This is a genomic window from Nocardioides sp. TF02-7, from assembly GCF_022437945.1.
Lineage (GTDB): Bacteria > Actinomycetota > Actinomycetes > Propionibacteriales > Nocardioidaceae > Nocardioides.
The window spans coordinates 1,610,451-1,629,025 of record NZ_CP092535.1 but is presented as its reverse complement, the minus strand read 5'-3'; the positions used below and the strand labels follow the sequence as shown (position 1 = coordinate 1,629,025).

Here is an 18,575-nt window from a genome sequence, read left to right as displayed (position 1 = left end):
GGCCGCCGTCTTCTACCAGGCGACGGCGGCCGAGCCGCAGGGCGTCGTCCGGCGCCGGGTGCTGCGCAGCGCGGGTCGCGAGGTGGCCGGTGTCGAGGACGAGCTCCTCGACTCGGAGGGCCTCGCCGCCGCCGAGGCCGCCGGCCGCGAGCTCCCGATCGTCGGCGAGGGCGCCCTCATGGCCCAGCTCTCCCGCGCCCGCGACCGCTCGATGCACTCGATCGTCGCCACGATCCAGGCCGAGCAGGACCGCGCGATCCGCGCGCCCGCCAAGGGCGTGGTGTCGATCAGCGGCGGCCCCGGCACCGGCAAGACCGTCGTGGCGCTGCACCGCGCGGCGTACCTGCTCTACACCGACCGCCGCCGCTACGAGTCGGGCGGCGTCCTCGTCGTCGGCCCGTCCGGGGTGTTCATGCGCTACATCGAGCGGGTGCTGCCGTCGCTAGGCGAGACCGCCGTGGCGCTCCGCTCCCTCGGCGAGGTCGTCGACGGTCACCGTGCCAGCCGCCACGACGAGCCGGCGGTCGCCGAGGTCAAGGGGTCGGCGCGGATGGCGGAGGTGCTCCGCCGTACGGCGCGCCAGCAGGCGCCCGGCAGCCCGCGGGAGTTCCGTGTGTTCTGGCGCGACGACCGGATCGTGCTCGACCGCGGTGTGCTCGGCCGGATCCGGCGGTCGCTGATGTCGCAGGGCCGCCGCAACCGGCAGCTGCCCCGGGTCTCCGCCGCGCTGCTCGACGCGATGTGGCGGCAGGTGCGTGGCGACCGCGGTCGGGAGCAGGGCCGCGAGCGGTTCGACGACGAGATGCTCTCCCGCCAGGACTTCCTCGACTTCGCGCTGGCCTGGTGGCCGCCGCTCGACGCGGTGACGGTGCTGTCGTGGCTGCGCGACCCCGAGCTCCTCGCGCGCGTCGGCGACGGCGTGCTCGCCACCGAGGAGCAGCGGCTGCTGCTGAAGTCGTGGAACGACGGCAGCGACGGAGCGCCGGTCGACCTGTCGGTCGAGGACGTGCCGCTGCTCGACGAGCTGCGCTACGCGCTGGGCGACGTCCCGCAGCGCACCGAGGACGAGCGCGACGACCCGTTCGGCCTGATCGAGGGCGCGGTCGACATCCAGGAGCTGATGACCGCGGCCGACCGCGAGTTCGCGCCCGCCGGTCGCGCGTGGACACCGCCCTCCAACAGCATCGAGGACGACCCCTACGCGCACGTGCTGATCGACGAGGCCCAGGACCTGACGCCGATGCAGTGGCGGATGGTCGGCCGCCGCGGACGCACCGCCACCTGGACCATCGTCGGCGACCCGGCGCAGTCGTCGTGGCCGTGGCCCGAGGAGGCGGCCACCGCGCGGGCGGCGGCGCTGGAGGGCAAGCAGCTCCACGAGTTCCACCTGTCGACCAACTACCGCAACTCCGCCGAGATCTACGAGTACGCCGCGGCGTACGCCGAGCGGGTCGGCCTGCGCGCCGACCTCCCCCGACGCCGTGCGCCGCACCGGCGTGCCGCCGCGGGAGGTCACCGGCGTCACGGACCTGGAGGCCGCGACCCGGGCCGCGGTCGTCGAGACCGCCGGCGAGGTCGCAGGCACCGTCGGCGTCGTCGTGCCCGCTGCCCGGCGCTCGGAGGTCAACGCCTGGCTCGCCTCCTGGCCGGAGCTCGCCGACGACGCCCCCGGCGCCCGGGCTGCGGTCGACTCGTCGGTGTCGCCCTCGGGCGAGGACCGGGTGGTCGTGCTCACCGGCCTCGACACCAAGGGCCTGGAGTTCGACGGCATCGTCGTCGTGCGGCCCGAGGAGATCGAGGCCGAGTCGGCCACCGGCCGGGCGACGCTCTACGTCGTGCTCACCCGGGCCACGCAGCTGCTGACCACGATCGGCTGACCGGCGCCAGCGGACCGGCACCAGCCGACCGGCCGGCCGACCCCGGCGCCGTTGGAGCCGGCGCCGAGGTCAGCCCTCCCGGAGGAGCACCAGGACAGCGAGCACCCGACGGTCGAAGTGCTGGGACGGGTGGAGGTCGAGCTTGGCGAAGATCCGGGTGCAGGTGCGCTCGGCCGTGGTCAGCGCGAGGTGGAGCTGGTCGGCGATCGCGGCGTCGGACAGCCCGGCCGCGATCAGCCTCAGCACCTGCCGCTCGCGGCGCGTGAGCCGGTCGAGCCGCCGGTCGGCACCCGCCGGGCTCGTGACCGCCGCCGTCACCGCAGCACCGGCCGCGGGTGACGGGCGACGCGTGTGCGGAACCGCGAGGTCCGGGGCGCGGGGCCGGTGGGCCGGAACACGACGTACACGTCGTCGGCGGCCGCGTGCCGCAGGATCGCCAGCACCCCCGCCTCCGAGCGCCGCAGCCGGCCGTGGGCCGCGCGGTACTGGGCGTCGTCCATCGTGTCGAGCCGTGCCGCCGACATCCGCTCCCACCGGGCCTGCAGCGCCGTGAGCAGCGCCCCCCGGCCCGTCGAACCACGCCGACCACTCCTCGCGCCACGGCAGCGCCCCCGACTGGTCGGCCGCCGCGATCGCCTCGACCTCCCGCAGGATGCGGGTCCGCTGCCGCGTCTCGTGCCACGTCATTGCATCGGTCCTTCCGGAAGCCGGTGCGGGAAGCGCCGCACCGTCGGGCTACGGGAGGAGGAGAGCCGGGGGCGGCGACCTGATACACGGAATCCCCGTTGGGGTGCGCTGGGCCGGCACCAGGTGCCGGTGGAGCGCACCCCAACGCACCACCGCGGACAGCACGGCCCATCTCGACGTATCACCGCACCTTCCCCGCCGCTTCTCCACAGGTGCGGGAACGCTGGGTGCGCGAGATGCCACGCTCGGGATAGACCGTCGACATGGACTCGCGCGTCGACCACCGGCTCCTGGAGCACCTGCGGCACGTGCAGAGCGGGGTCCTCGCGCGGTGGCGGCTCAAGGATGCGGGCCTGAACGACAACGACATCGAGCGGATGATCCGCCGTCGCGACCTCACCCCGGCCCACCCCGGGGTGTACGTCGACCACACCGGCCCGCTCACTCCTCGCCAGCGCGAGTGGGTCGCCGTCCTCGCCTACTGGCCCGCGGCGCTCTGCCACGAGTCCGCCGTGCCGCGGCTGAGGCCGCTGACCATCCACGTCGGCGTCGACCTCCATCGGACACTGCAGCCGATCGCCGGAACGGAGCTGCACCGGATCGCGCACCTGCAGGAGCGGACCGACTGGCGCGCCGCGCCGCCGCGGACCAAGGTCGATCACGCCACCATCGACGTGATGGTCAAGCGGATCACTGGCGACGACGTCGCCGGCGCCTACGCCGCACTCGCCGAGGCGTGCTTCTCGGCGACCCGTCCCGACCGGGTGGAGCGAGCGCTCGCACGACGAGCCCGGGTTCCCCATCGCGGCCTCGTCGCCGGGATGTTGAGCGACCTCCGCACAGGTGCCTGCTCGGTGCTCGAGCGCGGTTCACGACAACCCGGCGTCGTGGGACGCCGATGCCAGGCGCGACCTCGCGGAGCTCGCGGCCAGCGACACCGCCACGGCTCGGCTCACCTACGGGCTCGTGTTCGGTGAGCCGTGCACCACGGCGCGTGCGCTAGGGGCGATCCTGCGCCGGAGGGGCTGGAGCGGCGACCTGCAGACCTGCGCCCGCTGCGCTGCTCCCGCCTAGCCTGCGCTGGGCTGGCACCAGGTGCCGGTGGAGCGCACCCCAACGCACCACCGCGGACAGCCCGACCCATCTCGACGTATCACCGCACCTTCCCCGCCGCTCCTCCATGCGGGACGATGCACCCGAGAGGCGCTCCAGCGGCGCGGGGACCGAGGGAAGGGTTCGGGTGTGGACACGACGTACCCGCTCGCCGTCCTCGTCCCCGCCGCACGTGAAGGAGACCAGGATGCGTGGAACGCGATCGTCGACCGGTTCCTGCCGCTGGTCGGCGCCATCGTGCGCGGGCACCGGCTGTCCGAGGCCGACGGCGACGACGTCAGCCAGACCGTCTGGCTCCGCCTCGTCGAGCACCTCGGGTCGCTGCGGGAGCCGGACGCCCTGCCCGGCTGGATCCGTACGACGACCCGCAACGAGTGCCTGCGGGTGCTGGCCGCCCGGGGCCGGACGCGACCGGTCGACCTGCTGGCCGGCACCGGGCTGGACGCGGTGGAGCCGGCGGTGGCCGACGAGCAGCTGCTGGCCGTCGAGCGCCGCCAGCTGCTCCGCGAGGCGCTCGCCGAGCTCCCCGAGGGCCGGCGCGAGCTGCTGCTCCTGCTGCTCGCCGATCCGCCGCTCGGCTACGAGGCGATCAGCGCGCGGCTCGGCATCCCGATCGGCAGCATCGGCCCGACCCGCGCACGGGCGCTCGAGCAGCTGCGACGCACCCGCGCGCTGCGGGGGCTGGGACCGGAACCAGTGGGGGTGACCGGCGATGAAGAGCTGGGATGAGCTGACCGACGACGAGCTGCTCGCCGCGCTCGGCGAAGCCGTCGCGGAGGACCGTGCGGTCGACGAGCGGCGGCGTGCTGCGGCGTACGGCGCCTTCGCGTGGCGCCGCGTCGACGACGAGCTCGCCGAGCTGCTGCACGACTCCGCCCTCGACGCCGGCGCCGCCGTGCGTTCGTCCGTGGCAGCGCCGCGGGCGCTGGCGTTCGGCAGCACGGGGCTGACGCTCGAGCTGGAGGTCGACGGCGAACAGGTGCTCGGCGAGGTGGTGGCCGCGGGCGGGGCGGACGCCGGTGCCGCGCCCACCACGGTGGTGCTCCAGCGGCCCGACGCCGACGCCGCGACGACCGAGGTCGACGCCGCCGGGTTCTTCCGGTTCGACGGGGTGACGCCCGGGCCGGCCCGGTTCGTCGTCGAGCGAGGCGGCCGGTCGCTCACCACCCCGTGGGTGACGATCTGAGCGGTCGGCTCAGCTGAGCGGGCCGACCACGGTGATCGACCCCGCCCGCGGGTCGCTGGCGGCGGTTCCCCCCGCGAGCACGTTCTGGTAGGCGGTGCGCGCCGACTCCCCCGGTGGCGCTCATCCGCGCCGCGACCAGGCCGGTCACCACCGGGGTCGAGAACGACGTGCCGCTCCACTGCGCGATGCCCTTGAACGAGCGCACCTCGCCGACGTTCGGCGGCTCGTAGCAGGTGTAGGTGCCCTCCGGGAACGCGTTGACGATGTCGCGGCCGCGGGCGTAGACGTCGACCCAGCGGCCGACGTTGGAGAAGTCGCTGACCGCGCTGTCGGGATCGACCGACCCCACCGAGACCACCCACGGGAACGCCGCCGGCCAGAACGGCTCGTCGGAGCCGTCGTTGCCGGCCGCCGCGATCACCAGCGTCTCCTCGCCGTCGTCGAGCCCGTACGCCGCCGCGAGCATCTCGAAGGACAGCAACGCAAAGTCGCGCCGGGTGTGCGTGCCCGCCGAGATGCTGATCAGCTGCGGGTGGTCGTCGTCGTCCAGCGCCTCGCTCAGCTGCCGGCAGATCTCCGACTCGTAGACCGCACCGCCGTGCGGCAGCGCGCCCTCCACCTCGACCCGCGTCGCGGGCGCCAAGCAGCGCACGACGCCCGCGACGAACGTGCCGTGCCCGGCGTAGGGGTGGATCGCCGCCGGGTCGACCGTCTCGACGTCGGACGGGTCGGCGACGACCCCCGACAGCCACGGCGTGGTCGGGCTGGTCACTGCCGGCTCCCCACAGCCCGGTGTCGACCACCGCCACCCGTACGCCCTTGCCCGCGCCCTCGTCGCGCGTGGGCGTCGGCAGCGGGCCGGTCGAGCGGGGCTCCTCCGGCTCGGTGGCGGGACAGAGCTTGCCGGTGGGCGTGACGTAGAGGACGTGGTCGGGAGTGGCGAAGCCCGGACCGAACGCGTCGTGGCGGTCGAGCTCGTCGAGCGTCGCGAGGACGTCGTCGCCGCCGTCCAGCCGGGACGGCAGGCGCACGAGCACCAGGCCCTTGGCCGGCTCCGCCACCCGCTCGACCTCGCCGTGGTAGTCCTCCCGCTTCTGCAGGAGCTCCTTGAGCCGTTCGTAGTCGGCTCCGTCGCGAACGAGCAGGTGCCCGGGGCGGTAGAGGAAGTCGACAGCCGCGTCGTCCTCGTCAGAGCGACCGTACGCCGTGGCGACAGCGACGCCCTCCTTGCCGAACGCCTTCCGGATGACGCCGACCTGCACCCGGAGCCGCTCGCGCTCGACCTCCTCCGTCCTGCCGTCCTCCGGCGACTTCACGTCCGGTCCCGGCGATGCGGGGCCACGGACGTCCCGCTCCGGCGTTCGTCCCGGCCGGGGCAGCCGGCGGGTCAGGCCGACAAGCAGCTCGCGGAGCCGGTCGAGAGGGGAGGACGGTCGCGACGGATCGGTCATGGGGTGCTCCTCCGGCGAAGCAGATCTGGAGCCGGCGGTCGGAACTCGCAGGCGGCGCTAACGTAGTCCCGCCCGAGACCCCGTAAAGGAGCAGGCGGAGGACCGGGTCGCCATGGAGGACTTGCTCGCGCTCGTCTTCGACGACCCCGCGACGGCGCAGCGGCGTGCGGAGCAGCTGCTCGCGTCGTCGCCCGCGCCGCTCGGGCGCTCCTACGCGCACCAGTGCCTCGGGATCGTCCATCGGGAAGCGGGCCGGCTCCCCGCCGCTATCGACCACCTGCGCTCCGCGCTCCGGGCCGCGCGGGCGACGGGCGACGCCGAACGTGTGCGGGACGTGCGTGCCACGTACGGAGCGACCCTCGTGGTCGCCGGCCGTACCCGGGCGGGCATCGCGCAGCTCGACCGCGCCCTCGACGGCGCGTCGGGCGAGGTGGGGTCACAGGTCCTGATGCGGAAGGCAGCGGTACTCGCACTGCTCGGGCGGCACGAGCAGGCAGCGCCTCTGATGCGGCAGGCGCTCGACGAGCTGTCCGGGGCGGGCAGCCCGGTGTGGCGGGCGCGCACGATGGTCTGGCTCGCTCACGTGGAGCAGCGGCTCGGCCACCTCGACGCCGCCGAGCGCGAGGTCCTCGCGGCGGAGCGGATCTTCGAGGAGGAGGGTGCGACGCTCGAGCGGTTGACCGCGCTCGAGAACCGGGCCGCGGTCGCGGTCGCTCGCGGTGACCTGGCCACCGGCCTGCGGCTCCACGGCCTCGCCCTGGCTGGCTACCGAGAAGCGGGTCAGGTGCCACGGTTCGAGGCCGTCGGCTACTACGCCAGCACCTACCTGGCTGCCGGGCTCGCCGACGAAGCCGTCGGGCTGCTCGACCGGTTCGCCGGGGAGATGGCACTGCCTCCGTTGGAGGAGGCCGAGTTCGAGCTCCCGCGTCGCCTCGGCGCGGCTGGCTGCGGGTGACGGATCCCGTGCCCTCGACGCCGCACGAAGTGCACGGACGAAGTTCCACCGGCAGGGACGCGCCTGGTTCGAGCGGCGAGCCGCGCTGGTGGCCGTGCAGGCGCGGCACTCGCTCGACGACCGGCACGGCCTCGCCCGTGAGGCGACCGCCGTCGCCCGCGGTCTCGAGGCGGAGCGGGCGCACGAGGCGCCGGTCGCGCTCACGCTCGCCGGTCGGCTCGCCCGTGGGAGCGAGCGCCTCGAGCTCTGGCGCACCGCGTCGTCGTACCGCCGCCACCCCAACGGCCTGGTCCGCGCCGGTGCCTGGCTGGCACGGGCGCTGGAGCGGGAGGAGTGCGCCGACCGGGGCGGGGTGCTGCGGGCCTGCGCCGCCGGCCTCGACGCGATCGACGAGCACCGGCGGCTGATGGGCAGCTCCGAGCTGCGGGCGCTGGCGACCACGCACGGGCGCGAGCTGACGGAGGTGGCGCTGCGGCATGCCGCCGCCGAGCCGCGGGCGCTGCTGCGGTGGAGCGAGCGGACCCGCGCGACGGCGCTGGCCCAGCCGCCGGCGACGTCGGACGCGTCGACGATCCCCGCCTCGCTGGCGGCGTTGCGCGACAACGGCCGGCGGCTCGCGGAGGCGCGGCAGTCGGGGGGATCCGACCGAGGAGCTCGAACGCGAGCGGCTGCGCCTGGAGCGGGCGGTGCGCGCCGAGCACCACGCCCTCGCCGCGAGCGGCGGAGGCGTCCAGCGGCCGGCGTCGGTCGAGGAGGTGGTCGCCGCGGTCGGTGACCGCTGTCTCGTCGAGCTGGTCGACGTCGACGGGGTGCTGCACGTGGTCGTCGTCCACGCCGGCCGGGTACGACGGCGGGTCGCCGGGCCGGCCGCGGCCGTCACCGACCTGCTCGGCCCGGCCGCGATGCTGCTGCGTCGCGCGGCCCGCGGCCGCCCGGCGGCGACCACCGAGCTCGGGACCAGGCTGGAGCAGGCGGTGCTCGGGGACGCCGCGCGGCTGCTGCCCGACGGATCGGTGGTCCTCGCCCCGACCGCGCGGCTGCACGGCGTCCCGTGGGCGCTGCTTCCGAGCCTGGCGGCCCGCCCGTTCTCCGTGGTGCCCTCCGCGGCGCAGTGGCTGCGAGCCCGCGCCGTCGAGCGTCCCGACCCGCGCCGCACGCTGCTGGTCTGCGGTCCGGCGCTCGAGTCCGGCGGGGCCGAGGTGCCGGTGCTCGCCGGGCGGCTGCCGGCCGCGACCCTGCTCGACGGGCCGGCCGCCGAGGTGGAGGCGGTGCTGGAGGCGATCGACGGCGCCGACCTCGCCCACCTCGCCGCCCACGGCCGGTTCCGCGCCGACAGCCCGCTGTTCTCGGCCTTGGAGCTGGCCGACGGGTCGCTGACCGTGCACGACCTGGAGCGGCTGCGCGCGGCGCCGTACCGCGTCGTGCTCTCGGCCTGCGAGTCCGGCGTCCTCGCGCCGGTCGGCGCCGACGAGCTGCTCGGCCTGGCGGCCGCGCTGTTCTCCCTCGGCACGGCGGGCCTGGTCTGCAGTGTCGCCGAGGTCAACGACGCCGCGACCGCGGAGCTGATGGTCGGCCTCCACGACGCACTGGCCGCCGGCGCCGACCCCGCCGCCGCGCTGCTGCGGGTGCGGCAGGCCGCCGGCGCCGACCCGGTGCTCGCCGGCACGGCCGCGGCGTTCGTCGCGCTCGGGGTGTGAGCCGTTCCGAGCGCCGGATCCGCCCGCCCCGCACGACCGCGCCCGCATAGGCTTCCGCCATGACCACGCCTGCCACCTCCGCCCGGGACGCCATCGCCGCGATCCAGGGGCACGAGGCGTGGGCGATCATCCGCCGCTCGACCCGGGCCGGTGACCGGGACACGGTCGGGATCCTCGGCGGTCGCCGCTGGGTCGCCGACCACATCACCGACATCCCGCTCGAGGAGGGGCCGCCGCCGGAGGGCCGGCAGTGCGACCGGCTGGTGGCGATCCCGTTCCGCCAGGTCGCCGACCGCGGGTTCGAGGCGCACGACGACGGCACCCCGCTGGTGGTGGTCGACGTGGAGACCGAGCTGGAGTTCTCCGTCGCCGAGGTGGTCGACGCGATCGACGACGACGGCGTCGAGTTCACCGACCGCGGCGGTTTCGACATCGACGACGACGACTACGCCAAGGTCGTCGAGACGATCATCCGCGACGAGATCGGCCAGGGCGAGGGCGCCAACCTCGTCGTCGGCCGGCACTACCGCGCGGTCGTCGCCGACTGGGGAGCCGACAAGGCGCTCGCGGTCTACCGCCGGCTGCTCGAGCGCGAGCGCGGCGCCTACTGGACCTTCGTCTTCTTCACCGGCGACCGCTACCTCATCGGCGCCAGCCCCGAGCGGCACGTCAGCGTCCACGGCGGCGACGTGAGGATGAACCCGATCTCCGGCACGTTCCGCGTCCGCGCCGACGCCGGCACCGACGCCCACATCAAGCCGCGGTTGATGGACTTCCTGCGCGACGAGAAGGAGATCTACGAGCTCTTCATGGTCGTCGACGAGGAGCTGAAGATGATGTGCGACATCTGCAACGAGGGCGGCCAGGTGCTCGGCCCGTTCCTCAAGCCGATGACGCACCTCATCCACACCGAGTACCTCCTCGCCGGCCGCAGCAGCCGCGACGTGCGCGAGGTCCTACGGGACACGATGTACGCCGCCACCGTCACCGGGTCGCCGGTGGAGAACGCCTGCCGGCTGATCAAGCAGTACGAGCCCGAGGGCCGCGGCTACTACGCCGCCGCGCTGGCGATCTTCGGCCGCGACGAGGAGGGCAGCGCCGTCGTCGACAGCCCGATCGTGATCCGCACCGCCGACGTCGACCTCGAGGGCCGGCTCAAGGTGACCGCCGGCGCGACGCTGGTGCGCGACTCGGACCCGGCGTACGAGGTGGCCGAGACCCACGCGAAGGCCGGCGGCATCCTGTCGGCGTTCGGGCTGGTGCCGCCGGCGCCCGTGCCCGACGTCGACCTCGGGGCCCTCGCCGCCGACGAGGACGTCCTGATCGCGCTCAACTCACGCAACCGGCGGCTCAGCGGCTTCTGGCTGACCGACCAGGCCGGCACGCCGCCCGACCCGCGGCTGGCCGGCAAGCGGGTGCTGATCCTCGACGGCGAGGACGACTTCGTCAACATGCTGCGCCACCTGCTCGCGGTGATGGGCATGCCGAGCGAGGTCGTGCGCCACGACGACATCGACCAGGCGGTCCTCGACGACCTCAGCAGCTGGGACCTCGTGATCGTCGGGCCCGGCCCCGGTGACCCGCGCGACGACAACCCGAAGATGGCCGCGCTGCGGCGCGCCGTCGCCACGCTGCTCGAGGAGGAGCGGCCGTTCCTCGCCGTCTGCCTCGGCCACCAGGCGCTCTGCCACCAGCTCGGCGTCCCGCTGGCCTACAAGGACATCGTCTTCCAGGGCACCCAGTCGGAGGTCGTCGTCAACGGCCGCCGCGAGCGGGTGGGGTTCTACAACACGTTCGTCGGCCGGGTGGGCGACGCGGCCGGTTCCCTGCCGGCAGGCGTGACCGTCGAGTGCGACCCCGAGTCGGGTGACGTCGACGCGCTCGCCGGGCCGCACTACCGGGGCGTGCAGTTCCACGCCGAGTCGATCCTCACCGAGCGGGGCTTCGACATCGTCCACGACCTGGTGTCGGCCGTGCTGCTGGATGGGCCGCCCGCCTGACGTCGTGGTGGTCGACCACCACGACAGCTACACCTACAACCTCGTCCACCTGGTCGCCGGCGTCACCGGCGTGCTCCCGGCCGTCGTGCAGCACGACGCCTGCGAGCCGCGGGAGGTGCTCCGGCACGAGTACGTCGTGCTGTCGCCCGGGCCCGGCCACCCCGCGGCGGAGCGCGACTTCGCGGTGGGCCGGGAGGTGCTGCGCGACGGCAGCCGGCCGGTGCTCGGGGTCTGCCTGGGGATGCAGGGGCTGGTGACGGCGTACGGCGGCGTGGTCGACCGGGAGGTGCCCGCGCACGGGGTGGTGGGCCGGGTCAGCCACGACGGCGCGGGCGTGTTCCGCGGCCTGCCGCAGCAGTTCCGGGCGGTGCGCTACCACTCGCTGGCGGCGGTCGAGGTGCCCGACGTGCTGGAGACGACGGCCGGCTGTCCGGGTGCCCGGGAGGACGGGCCGTGGGTGGTGATGGGCGTGCGGCACGTCGACCTGCCGCAGGAGGGCGTGCAGTTCCACCCCGAGTCGGTGCTCACCGAGCACGGCGCCGCGCTGGTCGCCAACTTCCTGTCGCCGGCCTTCCTGGACCGCTCGTGACCGGCCGGGGCGACGTCGCGGACGTGTTCGCCGACGTGGCGGCGGCGCACCGTCGCTGCGTCTGGCTCGACGGCGGCGGCGCCCGGGCGTGGTCGCGGCGGCGGTCGCTCGTCGGGTGGCTCGACGACGACGACGTCTCGCTGACCTACGACGCCGCCCGCCGCGAGGTCACCCGCCATGCCGGCGGCCGTCGCGAGGTGGTCGGTGACGACCCGTTCACCGCCCTCGACGCCGAGCTCGCCGCCGGCCGCCCCACCGACCAGTGGTTCGGCTACTTCGGCTACGCCGCCCGCCCCGACCTCCCCGCCCGCCCCGACCCCGACCTCCCCGACGCCGTCTGGATGCGCCCCAGCCACCTCCGCACCTACGACCATGGAGCCGAATCGGGCCTCGTGGTTGCTCGAGTCCGGCCTCGTGGTGACGACGAGCAACCACGAGACCCGACTCGGGCAACCACGACACCCGATTCGACGTCGGTGCCACAGGAGTACGCCGCGGCGTTCGCGGCCGTGCAGGAGCAGCTGCACGCGGGCAACTCCTACGAGGTCAACCTGACCCACCGCCAGCGGGTGCCGAGCGGGCTGCCGCCGGTGGCGGCGTACCTGCGGCTGCGGGCGCTCAACCCGGCCCCCTACGCCGGGTTCCTCCAGCACGACGTGCCCGGCGCGCGGGGGTGGCTGCTCAGCTCGTCACCCGAGCGGTACGCGCTGGTCACGGCCGACCGGACGCTGGAGGCGAGGCCGATCAAGGGCACCACGGCCCGGGGCGCGACGCCGGAGGCGGACGAGGCGGCGCGGGAGCGGCTGGCGACCGACCCGAAGTTCCGCGCCGAGAACCTGATGATCGTCGACCTGCTGCGCAACGACCTGGCCACGGTCTGCGAGCCGGGGTCGGTGGAGGTGCCGGCGCTGATGGAGGTGGAGTCCTACCCGTCGGTGCACCAGCTGGTCTCGACGGTCCGCGGCCGGCTGCGCGACGGCGTGACGACGGTCGGCGCGCTGCGGTCGCTCTTCCCGGCCGGGTCGATGACGGGCGCCCCCAAGCTGCGCACCATGGAGATCATCGACGCCGTCGAGGCGACGCCGCGGGGTGCGTACGCCGGCGCGTTCGGCTGGGTCTCCGGCGACGGCCGGGCCGACCTGGGAGTGGTGATCCGGTCGCTGCTGAGCGCCGGCGACGGCTACCTGCTCGGCACCGGCGGCGGGATCACCGTGCAGTCCGACCTCGCCGAGGAGCACGCCGAGACGCGGTGGAAGGCCGAGCGGCTGCTCGCCGCGCTCGCTGCGGGCTGAGCGTCACGGGTGGGGGCGGTGCCGACGCGTCGTCCTCGGCCCCGTCGGTCACGTCCACGCCGGACTCGAGCGCGTGCTCGGAGAGCACGGTGAGCACCGACCGGACGCCGGCGACCACGCGCTGCCGGTCGAAGGGGGCAGGGTCGACGACGTTGACGTTCTGGATCAGGTCCCCGTTCTGGACGAACCCCGTGACGTAGAGCTGTCGCTCCACGACGTCGACCACCACCCGCGCCGCGTCGGCGCCGGGGATCCGCGGCTCGCTGACGTCGGCGTCCGCGGGCTGGCCCATCGTCTCCCAGGCGTCCTCGAGGGTGCCGGGCCAGAGCAGGTAGCTCGACGTGACGACCGGCTCCCCGCTGTCGCCGTCGGGCCGGAACCGGCACTCCGGCGCCGTCGGGGTCCCCGGACTCCTCGGTGGTCGTCGCACCGAACAGCCGCTCGACGAGCCGCGGGTCGAGCGCGTCGCAGGGGTTCCAGAGCGCGGGCGTCTCGTCGGGCAGGTCCGGCTTCTCGCCGAGCTCCTCGCCGCCGCAGCCGGCCAGGAGCAGCCCCGGCAGCGCCACCGCGGCGAGCGCGCGCCGGACGCGCGCGAACGGGTCACGCATCGGGCTTCTCCGTTCCGGGCAGCTTGAGCACCAGCCGCGCGCCGCCGTCGACGTTGCCGGTGGCCTGCACCGTGCCGCCGTGACGCTCGGTCACCTGCCGCACGATCGCGAGGCCCAGCCCCGACCCCCGGCAGCGTGCGCGAGTCGTCGGACCGCCAGAACCTATCGAAGATTCGAGCCCGGTCCGGCTCCGGGATGCCCGGACCCTGGTCGTCGACGGTCAGCACGCCGTCACTGAGCCGGACGGTGACCCGGCCGTCCGGCGGGCTCCACTTCGCGGCGTTGTCGAGCAGGTTGGTGACGGCCCGCTCGAGCGACGGTGCCTCGCCGACCACCCACCAGGGGCGGGTGAACACCTCGAACGTCAGGCCGGGGGCGCGGCGGCGTACCCGCTGGACGGCGTGGTCGATCACCTCGCCCAGGTCGACCGGCTCCACCTGGTGCGGAACCGGCTCGTCCCGGGCCAGCTCGGTGAGGTCGCCGATCAGCGTGGTGAGCTCCTCGATCTGCGCCCGGATGTCCTCCATCAGCTCCGCCCGCGCCCCCGGCGGCAGCGTCGAGGCGTCGTCGCCGGACATCGTGAGCAGGTCGATGTTGGTGCGCAGCGAGGTGAGCGGCGTCCGCAGCTCGTGGCTGGCGTCGGCGACGAGCTGCCGCTGCCGGATGCGCGAGGCGTCGAGCGCGGTGAGCATGTGGTTGAACGCCGTCGCCAGCCGCGCCACCTCGTCGTCGCCCTCGACCGGCAGCGGGGTGAGGTCCTCGGTGCGGGCGATCCGCTCGACGGCCGTCGTCAGCTGCCGCACCGGGCGCAGCCCGTTGGTGGCGACCGCCCACCCGGCCAGCGCGGCGGTCAGCACGCCCATCCCGCCGAACGCGACGGTCACCCAGCCGAGCCGGGCCAGGATCCGGTCCTGGTCGGCCAGCGACTGCGCGATCACCAGGGCGGTGCCCGGCTCACGGGTCGGCACCGTCACCACCCGGTAGCGGTCGCCGGCGATCCGGATCGTGCGGATGCTCGAGGAGCTCTCGCCGAGCGCGACCTCGTGCTCGGGCTCGCCCAGCACGATGTCGGGCCCGTCGTCCAGCGTGCGGCCCGGCCGGTCGGCGTAGATGAACGCGATCCGTACGTCGGCCGCGCCGAGCGCCCAGGACGGGACGTCGGCCTCCCGGAGCACGTCGGCCTTGGCGGCGCCGCGCGCCCGCTCGAGCAGCGAGTCGTCGAGGCTGCGCTGCATCTGGACCCGGGTGGAGAAGTAGGCGCCCACAGCCAGGAACGCGACGGTCAGGGGCCACCGCGATCGTGGTCAGCAGGATCACCCGGCTCGCCAGCGAGCGCCGGTAGTGCCAGCGGCCGTCGGGACCTGCCGCGATCGCGGGGCGTGGCACTCCGCTGGGGAAGAGGCTCACGTTTCCTTCAGCACGTAGCCGACACCGCGCACGGTGTGGATCAGCCGGGGCTCGTCTCCGGCCTCGGTCTTCCGGCGCAGGTAGCCGACGTAGACCTCGAGCGAGTTGGCGGTCGTGGGGAAGTCGTAGCCCCAGACCTCCTCGAGGATGAACCCCCGCTCCAGCACCCGGCGCGGCCGGCGGAGGAACATCTCCAGCAGCGTGAACTCGGTGCGGGTCAGCTCGATCGACCGCTCCCCCGCGGGTCACCTCGCGGGTGGTGACGTTCATGGTGAGGTCGGAGAACGTCAGCACCTCCTCCTCGTCGCCCTCCGGGGGCGGTCCGGCCCGGCGCAGCAGCGCCCGCAGCCGGGCCAGCAGTTCCTGCAGCGCGAACGGCTTGGTGAGGTAGTCGTCGGCGCCGGCGTCGAGCCCCTCGACCCGGTCGCCGACCGCGTCGCGCGCGGTGAGCACCAGGATCGGCACGTCGTTGCCGGCGGCGCGCAGCGCCCGGGTCGCCTCGAGCCCGTCGAGCCGCGGCATCATCACGTCCATCACCACGACGTCGGGCCCGACCGCCCCGATGCCGGCCAGCGCCTCGGCGCCGTCGCCGGCGAGGTGCACCTCGTAGCCGTTGAACTCCAGCGACCGGCGCAGCGACTCGCGCACCGCCCGGTCGTCGTCGACGACGAGGACGCGCGGCGGCTGCTGCTGGCGGTGGGGCACGGACCCATGATGCCCGGCCCGACTGAGCACGGGCTGAGAGCCGCGCTCTGAGGTCGTCAGGGTGAGAGTGACCTATGGCTCACTCTCACCCCTGACGACTCAGAGGTAGCGGGACGCGACCCGGGCGGCGCGGGCGCCGTAGCCGCCGCCGAAGAGGCAGGCGTGGACCACGAGCGGGAACAGCTGGTGGATGCCCAGCCGGTCCTGCCAGCCCTCCGCGAGCGGGGCGACCTCCTCGTAGGCGGCCATCACCTGCGGCAGCTGCGGGAGCCCGAAGAGGGCGAGCATCGCCAGGTCGACCTCGCGGTGGCCGCCGTACGCCGCCGGGTCGATCACCACGACCCGGTCGTCGTTGGTCCACAGCACGTTGCCGTTCCACAGGTCGCCGTGCAGCCGCGCCGGCGGCTCCTCGGGCACCACCTCGCCCACCCGGGCCGCGGCGCGCTCGACCAGGGCGGCGTCGTCGGCGGAGACCAGGCCCTTGTCGCGGGCGACCTTGAGGTACGGCGCCACCCGGCGCTCGGCGTAGAACTCCGGCCAGCCGGGGAGCGGCTGGTTGGGGGAGCGGCAGCCGGCCGATGTAGCCGTCGGTGCGCGCGCCGGTGGCCCCGGCGTCGGCGCCGAAGCAGCCGGCACCGGCGAGGTGGGTGCGGGCGAGGGCGCGCCCGAACGCCGCCGCGGTGTCGGCCGCGGGCCGCCCGGTCTCGACCCACGCGAGGATCAGGCAGTCGCTGTCGACCGCCAGCACCTCCGGCGTGGCGACACCGTCCTCGGCCTCGGCGAGCCAGCGCAACCCGGCGGCCTCCCGCTCGAAGAAGCCCGGCGGGGCCTGGGGCAGCGTCTTCAGGAAGGCCGTGCGGCCGCTCGACAGCCGGAGCTTGACGGCGTTGGAGATGTCGCCCCCCGGCGACCGGGGCGGTGGAGACCACCGAGGTGCCGAGCAGCTGCTCGGCCCTCCCGGCGACCGCCGGCTGCCGTGCCACCCGCTCGTCACCCCCGGATCAGGGCTGGCCCTTGAGCGCGCGCGGGATCTCGCGACCCTGCTCGATGGCGCGCTCGGGCGCCTTGACCCGCTTGAACTTCCGGATCGCCACGAAGACGAGCAGCCCCGCGACGAGAAGGTAGAAGCCGAAGACGATGAGGAACGCCCAGTGGAGGTCGAGGCCGGAGCCGTTCCAGTGGATGAAGTAGGCGATCGCGACCGACAGCATGATCACCGCGAGCACGAGCAGGAACGCGGCCGCGGCGAGCAGCCCGGCGCCGATCCCGCCGGCGGTCACGCTGACCTTGAGCTCGGCCTTCGCGAGCTGGATCTCCTTGCGCAGGAGGGTGGAGATGTCGGCCTGGGCGTCCTTGATCAGACGCCCGATCGTGGGCTCCTCCTGCACGGGTTCGATCGCCATGCGACCGACCCTACAGAAGCCGGTAGCATCCGAGACAGGTGAGCCGGGAAGTCTGGTCGGCATCCGATCCGCTGACCCCTCACCGCCGACGGAGGCGCCCGCGTGAACTCTGCCCAGCCGCCCCAACCCGAGCCGACGGACGACCTCTGGAAGCAGGGGCCCGTCTGGACCGAGAGCGAGCGCCCGGTCGCCCGGTTCGTCGCCCGGCCGCTCCGAGAGTTCCTGCGGGTCGAGGCAGCGGGCTCGATCCTGCTGCTCCTCGCCGCGGCCGCCGCCCTGGTCTGGGCCAACTCGCCGTGGTCGGAGTCGTACGTCGACTTCTGGCACCTGCACGTCAGCCTGGAGATCGGCTCCTGGCACGTCGAGGAGTCGCTGCAGCACTGGGTCAACGACGCCCTGATGGTGATCTTCTTCTTCGTCGTCGGGCTCGAGATCAAGTACGAGCTGGTCCACGGCGACCTGCGCGACCCGCGCACCGCGGCGCTGCCGATCGTCGCGGCGGTCGGCGGGATGGTCGTGCCGGCGCTGATCTACGTCGCGATCGCCGGGGGCGGCGACACGGGGTCCGGGTGGGGGATCCCGATGGCCACCGACATCGCGTTCGCCGTCGGCGTGCTCGGCCTGCTGGGCCGGCGGCTGCCGTCGGCGGCGCGGCTGTTCCTGCTCACGCTGGCCATCGTCGACGACATCGGCGCGATCCTCGTGATCGCGCTGTTCTACACCGCCGACCTCGACCTGGGCTGGCTGGCGGCGGCCCTCGTGCTGCTCGGGCTGGTCGCCGCGCTGCGGCTGGTGCGGGTGTGGGCGCTGCCGGTCTACCTCGTCCTCGGTGTGGCCGCCTGGTACGCGCTGTTCGAGTCCGGGGTGCACGCCACCCTGGCCGGCGTGGCGCTCGGCCTCCTCACCCCCGCCACCCCGCTGCTCGAGGAGCGGGTCGCCCGTGAGTACGCGCAGGAGGCGCTGCGCGACCGCCACCTCGACCCCGACGAGCTGACCCGGCTGCGGTTCCTGCTCGGGGGAGTCGGTGTCGATGGTGGAGCGGCTGCAGAGCCGGCTGCACCCGGTGTCGGCGTACGCCGTCCTCCCGGTGTTCGCGCTCGCCAACGCCGGCGTCGACCTGGGCGGCGGCGTGCTGGGCGAGGCGGTGACCTCCGCGGTCGGTCTCGGCATCGCGGCCGGGCTCGTGGTCGGCAAGCCGCTCGGCATCACGCTCGCCTGCTTCCTCGCCGTGCGCCTCGGCATCGCCCGGCTGCCCGAGCGCACCTCGTGGCCGCAGGTCGCCGGGCTCGGCGCCGTGGCCGGCATCGGGTTCACGGTCTCGCTGTTCATCGCGCAGCTGTCGTTCCCCGACGCTCCCGACCTCACCGCCGACGCCAAGGTCGGCATCCTCCTGGCGTCGCTGGTCGCCGCGGCGGTCGGCGTCGTGGTGCTGCTGCTGACGTCGCCGCGGCAGGCGGGCGGCGCAGGTTCATCAAGGGATGTCGACGAGTCCGCACATCCCCTAGGTGGGTACGCCGTGGGAGGCGCAGGCTCACCGACAGTGACGAACCCGCGCCTCCCGGCGCCCCAGCCCCCGGCCGGACCAGCTAGCCCTCGTCCCCCCGA

General features: G+C 74.5%; 17 protein-coding genes and 4 pseudogenes. 12 read left to right on the top strand and 9 right to left on the bottom strand.

Annotated elements, in window-relative coordinates:
- Positions 1-178 precede the first annotated feature (178 nt).
- A pseudogene (locus MF408_RS26790) lies at positions 179-1,264 on the top strand (AAA family ATPase); the annotation flags it as partial.
- 682 nt (positions 1,265-1,946) lie between these two features.
- On the opposite strand, the gene MF408_RS08285 reads toward MF408_RS26790, so the two are convergent.
- A complete protein-coding gene (locus MF408_RS08285; protein ID WP_240251758.1) occupies positions 1,947-2,123 on the bottom strand; it encodes a LuxR C-terminal-related transcriptional regulator in 177 nt (58 codons plus the stop codon).
- A gap of 68 nt (positions 2,124-2,191) precedes the next feature.
- Positions 2,192-2,401 carry a hypothetical protein gene (locus MF408_RS08280; RefSeq protein WP_240250974.1) on the bottom strand — a complete coding sequence of 70 codons (210 nt, stop codon included), beginning with the start codon at positions 2,399-2,401 and terminating at the stop codon, positions 2,192-2,194.
- A 426-nt stretch (positions 2,402-2,827) separates the two neighbouring features.
- Between MF408_RS08280 and MF408_RS08275 the strand changes: the two genes are divergently transcribed.
- From MF408_RS08275 to MF408_RS08265, 3 genes are all read left to right on the top strand, one after another.
- Positions 2,828-3,541 carry a hypothetical protein gene (locus tag MF408_RS08275; RefSeq protein ID WP_240250973.1) on the top strand — a complete coding sequence of 238 codons (714 nt, stop codon included), beginning with the start codon at positions 2,828-2,830 and terminating at the stop codon, positions 3,539-3,541.
- A gap of 265 nt (positions 3,542-3,806) precedes the next feature.
- On the top strand, positions 3,807-4,406 hold the full coding sequence (locus MF408_RS08270) for a sigma-70 family RNA polymerase sigma factor (protein WP_240250972.1): 600 nt from the start codon (positions 3,807-3,809) through the stop codon (positions 4,404-4,406).
- Complete coding sequence (locus MF408_RS08265) at positions 4,390-4,863, top strand: hypothetical protein (RefSeq protein ID WP_240250971.1); 474 nt, start codon at positions 4,390-4,392, stop codon at positions 4,861-4,863. Before MF408_RS08270 ends, MF408_RS08265 begins: the two co-directional genes overlap by 17 nt.
- On the opposite strand, the gene MF408_RS08260 is transcribed toward MF408_RS08265, so the two are convergent.
- Positions 4,838-5,635 (bottom strand): S8 family serine peptidase, encoded by a 798-nt coding sequence (locus MF408_RS08260; RefSeq protein ID WP_240250970.1) that lies wholly within the window; start codon positions 5,633-5,635, stop codon positions 4,838-4,840. The genes MF408_RS08265 and MF408_RS08260 overlap by 26 nt on opposite strands.
- On the opposite strand from MF408_RS08260, the gene MF408_RS08255 reads away from it, so the two are divergent.
- From MF408_RS08255 to MF408_RS08225, 7 genes are all read left to right on the top strand, one after another.
- Entirely contained in the window at positions 5,619-6,380 is a 762-nt protein-coding gene (locus tag MF408_RS08255; protein ID WP_240250969.1) for a hypothetical protein, read from the top strand. The two genes, MF408_RS08260 and MF408_RS08255, sit on opposite strands and share 17 nt — an antisense overlap.
- Before the next feature lie 46 nt (positions 6,381-6,426).
- Entirely contained in the window at positions 6,427-7,269 is an 843-nt protein-coding gene (locus MF408_RS08250; protein WP_240250968.1) for a hypothetical protein, read from the top strand.
- An 88-nt stretch (positions 7,270-7,357) separates the two neighbouring features.
- On the top strand, positions 7,358-8,044 hold the full coding sequence (locus MF408_RS08245; protein WP_240250967.1) for a hypothetical protein: 687 nt from the start codon (positions 7,358-7,360) through the stop codon (positions 8,042-8,044).
- Positions 8,025-8,966, top strand: a complete 942-nt coding sequence (locus MF408_RS08240) for a CHAT domain-containing protein (RefSeq protein WP_240250966.1) — start codon at positions 8,025-8,027, stop codon at positions 8,964-8,966. Before MF408_RS08245 ends, MF408_RS08240 begins: the two co-directional genes overlap by 20 nt.
- A gap of 59 nt (positions 8,967-9,025) precedes the next feature.
- Positions 9,026-10,966, top strand: coding sequence for an anthranilate synthase family protein (locus tag MF408_RS08235; RefSeq protein ID WP_240250965.1), 1,941 nt, complete (start codon positions 9,026-9,028; stop codon positions 10,964-10,966).
- Positions 10,950-11,555, top strand: coding sequence for an aminodeoxychorismate/anthranilate synthase component II (locus MF408_RS08230; RefSeq protein ID WP_240250964.1), 606 nt, complete (start codon positions 10,950-10,952; stop codon positions 11,553-11,555). The genes MF408_RS08235 and MF408_RS08230 overlap by 17 nt, the downstream gene beginning before the upstream one ends.
- A complete protein-coding gene (locus tag MF408_RS08225; RefSeq protein WP_240250963.1) occupies positions 11,552-12,847 on the top strand; it encodes an anthranilate synthase component I family protein in 1,296 nt (431 codons plus the stop codon). Before MF408_RS08230 ends, MF408_RS08225 begins: the two co-directional genes overlap by 4 nt.
- A gap of 600 nt (positions 12,848-13,447) precedes the next feature.
- Here the strand turns inward: MF408_RS08225 and MF408_RS25165 are convergent.
- From MF408_RS25165 to MF408_RS08205, 6 genes and pseudogenes are all read right to left on the bottom strand, one after another.
- Positions 13,448-13,549, bottom strand: a complete 102-nt coding sequence (locus MF408_RS25165) for a hypothetical protein (RefSeq protein WP_275693453.1) — start codon at positions 13,547-13,549, stop codon at positions 13,448-13,450.
- 112 nt (positions 13,550-13,661) lie between these two features.
- Positions 13,662-14,318: pseudogene (locus tag MF408_RS25160) on the bottom strand (HAMP domain-containing sensor histidine kinase); the annotation flags it as partial.
- 540 nt (positions 14,319-14,858) lie between these two features.
- Positions 14,859-15,567 (bottom strand): annotated as a pseudogene (locus MF408_RS08215) (response regulator transcription factor).
- A 99-nt stretch (positions 15,568-15,666) separates the two neighbouring features.
- Positions 15,667-16,203 carry a fructosamine kinase family protein gene (locus MF408_RS08210; protein ID WP_240250962.1) on the bottom strand — a complete coding sequence of 179 codons (537 nt, stop codon included), beginning with the start codon at positions 16,201-16,203 and terminating at the stop codon, positions 15,667-15,669.
- Between the two features lie 28 nt (positions 16,204-16,231).
- Positions 16,232-16,561, bottom strand: a pseudogene (locus tag MF408_RS25155) (hypothetical protein); the annotation flags it as partial.
- Positions 16,562-16,568: 7 nt separating this feature from the next.
- On the bottom strand, positions 16,569-16,970 hold the full coding sequence (locus MF408_RS08205; RefSeq protein ID WP_240251754.1) for a phage holin family protein: 402 nt from the start codon (positions 16,968-16,970) through the stop codon (positions 16,569-16,571).
- A 102-nt stretch (positions 16,971-17,072) separates the two neighbouring features.
- On the opposite strand from MF408_RS08205, the gene nhaA reads away from it, so the two are divergent.
- Positions 17,073-18,560: a Na+/H+ antiporter NhaA gene (gene nhaA / locus MF408_RS08200; protein WP_240251752.1), complete on the top strand. Its 1,488-nt coding sequence runs from the start codon at positions 17,073-17,075 to the stop codon at positions 18,558-18,560.
- Positions 18,561-18,575 lie beyond the last annotated feature (15 nt).

What these genes read in the sequence shown, in the direction of transcription:
- MF408_RS08230 (WP_240250964.1), top strand. Translation starts at nt 10,950, where the DNA reads ATGGGCCGCCCGCCTGACGTCGTGGTGGTCGACCACCACGACAGCTAC.
- MF408_RS08235 (WP_240250965.1), top strand. Translation starts at nt 9,026, where the DNA reads ATGACCACGCCTGCCACCTCCGCCCGGGACGCCATCGCCGCGATCCAG.
- MF408_RS08275 (WP_240250973.1), top strand. Translation starts at nt 2,828, where the DNA reads ATGGACTCGCGCGTCGACCACCGGCTCCTGGAGCACCTGCGGCACGTG.
- MF408_RS08280 (WP_240250974.1), bottom strand. Translation starts at nt 2,401, where the DNA reads ATGTCGGCGGCACGGCTCGACACGATGGACGACGCCCAGTACCGCGCG.
- MF408_RS08205 (WP_240251754.1), bottom strand. Translation starts at nt 16,970, where the DNA reads ATGGCGATCGAACCCGTGCAGGAGGAGCCCACGATCGGGCGTCTGATC.
- MF408_RS08250 (WP_240250968.1), top strand. Translation starts at nt 6,427, where the DNA reads ATGGAGGACTTGCTCGCGCTCGTCTTCGACGACCCCGCGACGGCGCAG.
- MF408_RS08265 (WP_240250971.1), top strand. Translation starts at nt 4,390, where the DNA reads ATGAAGAGCTGGGATGAGCTGACCGACGACGAGCTGCTCGCCGCGCTC.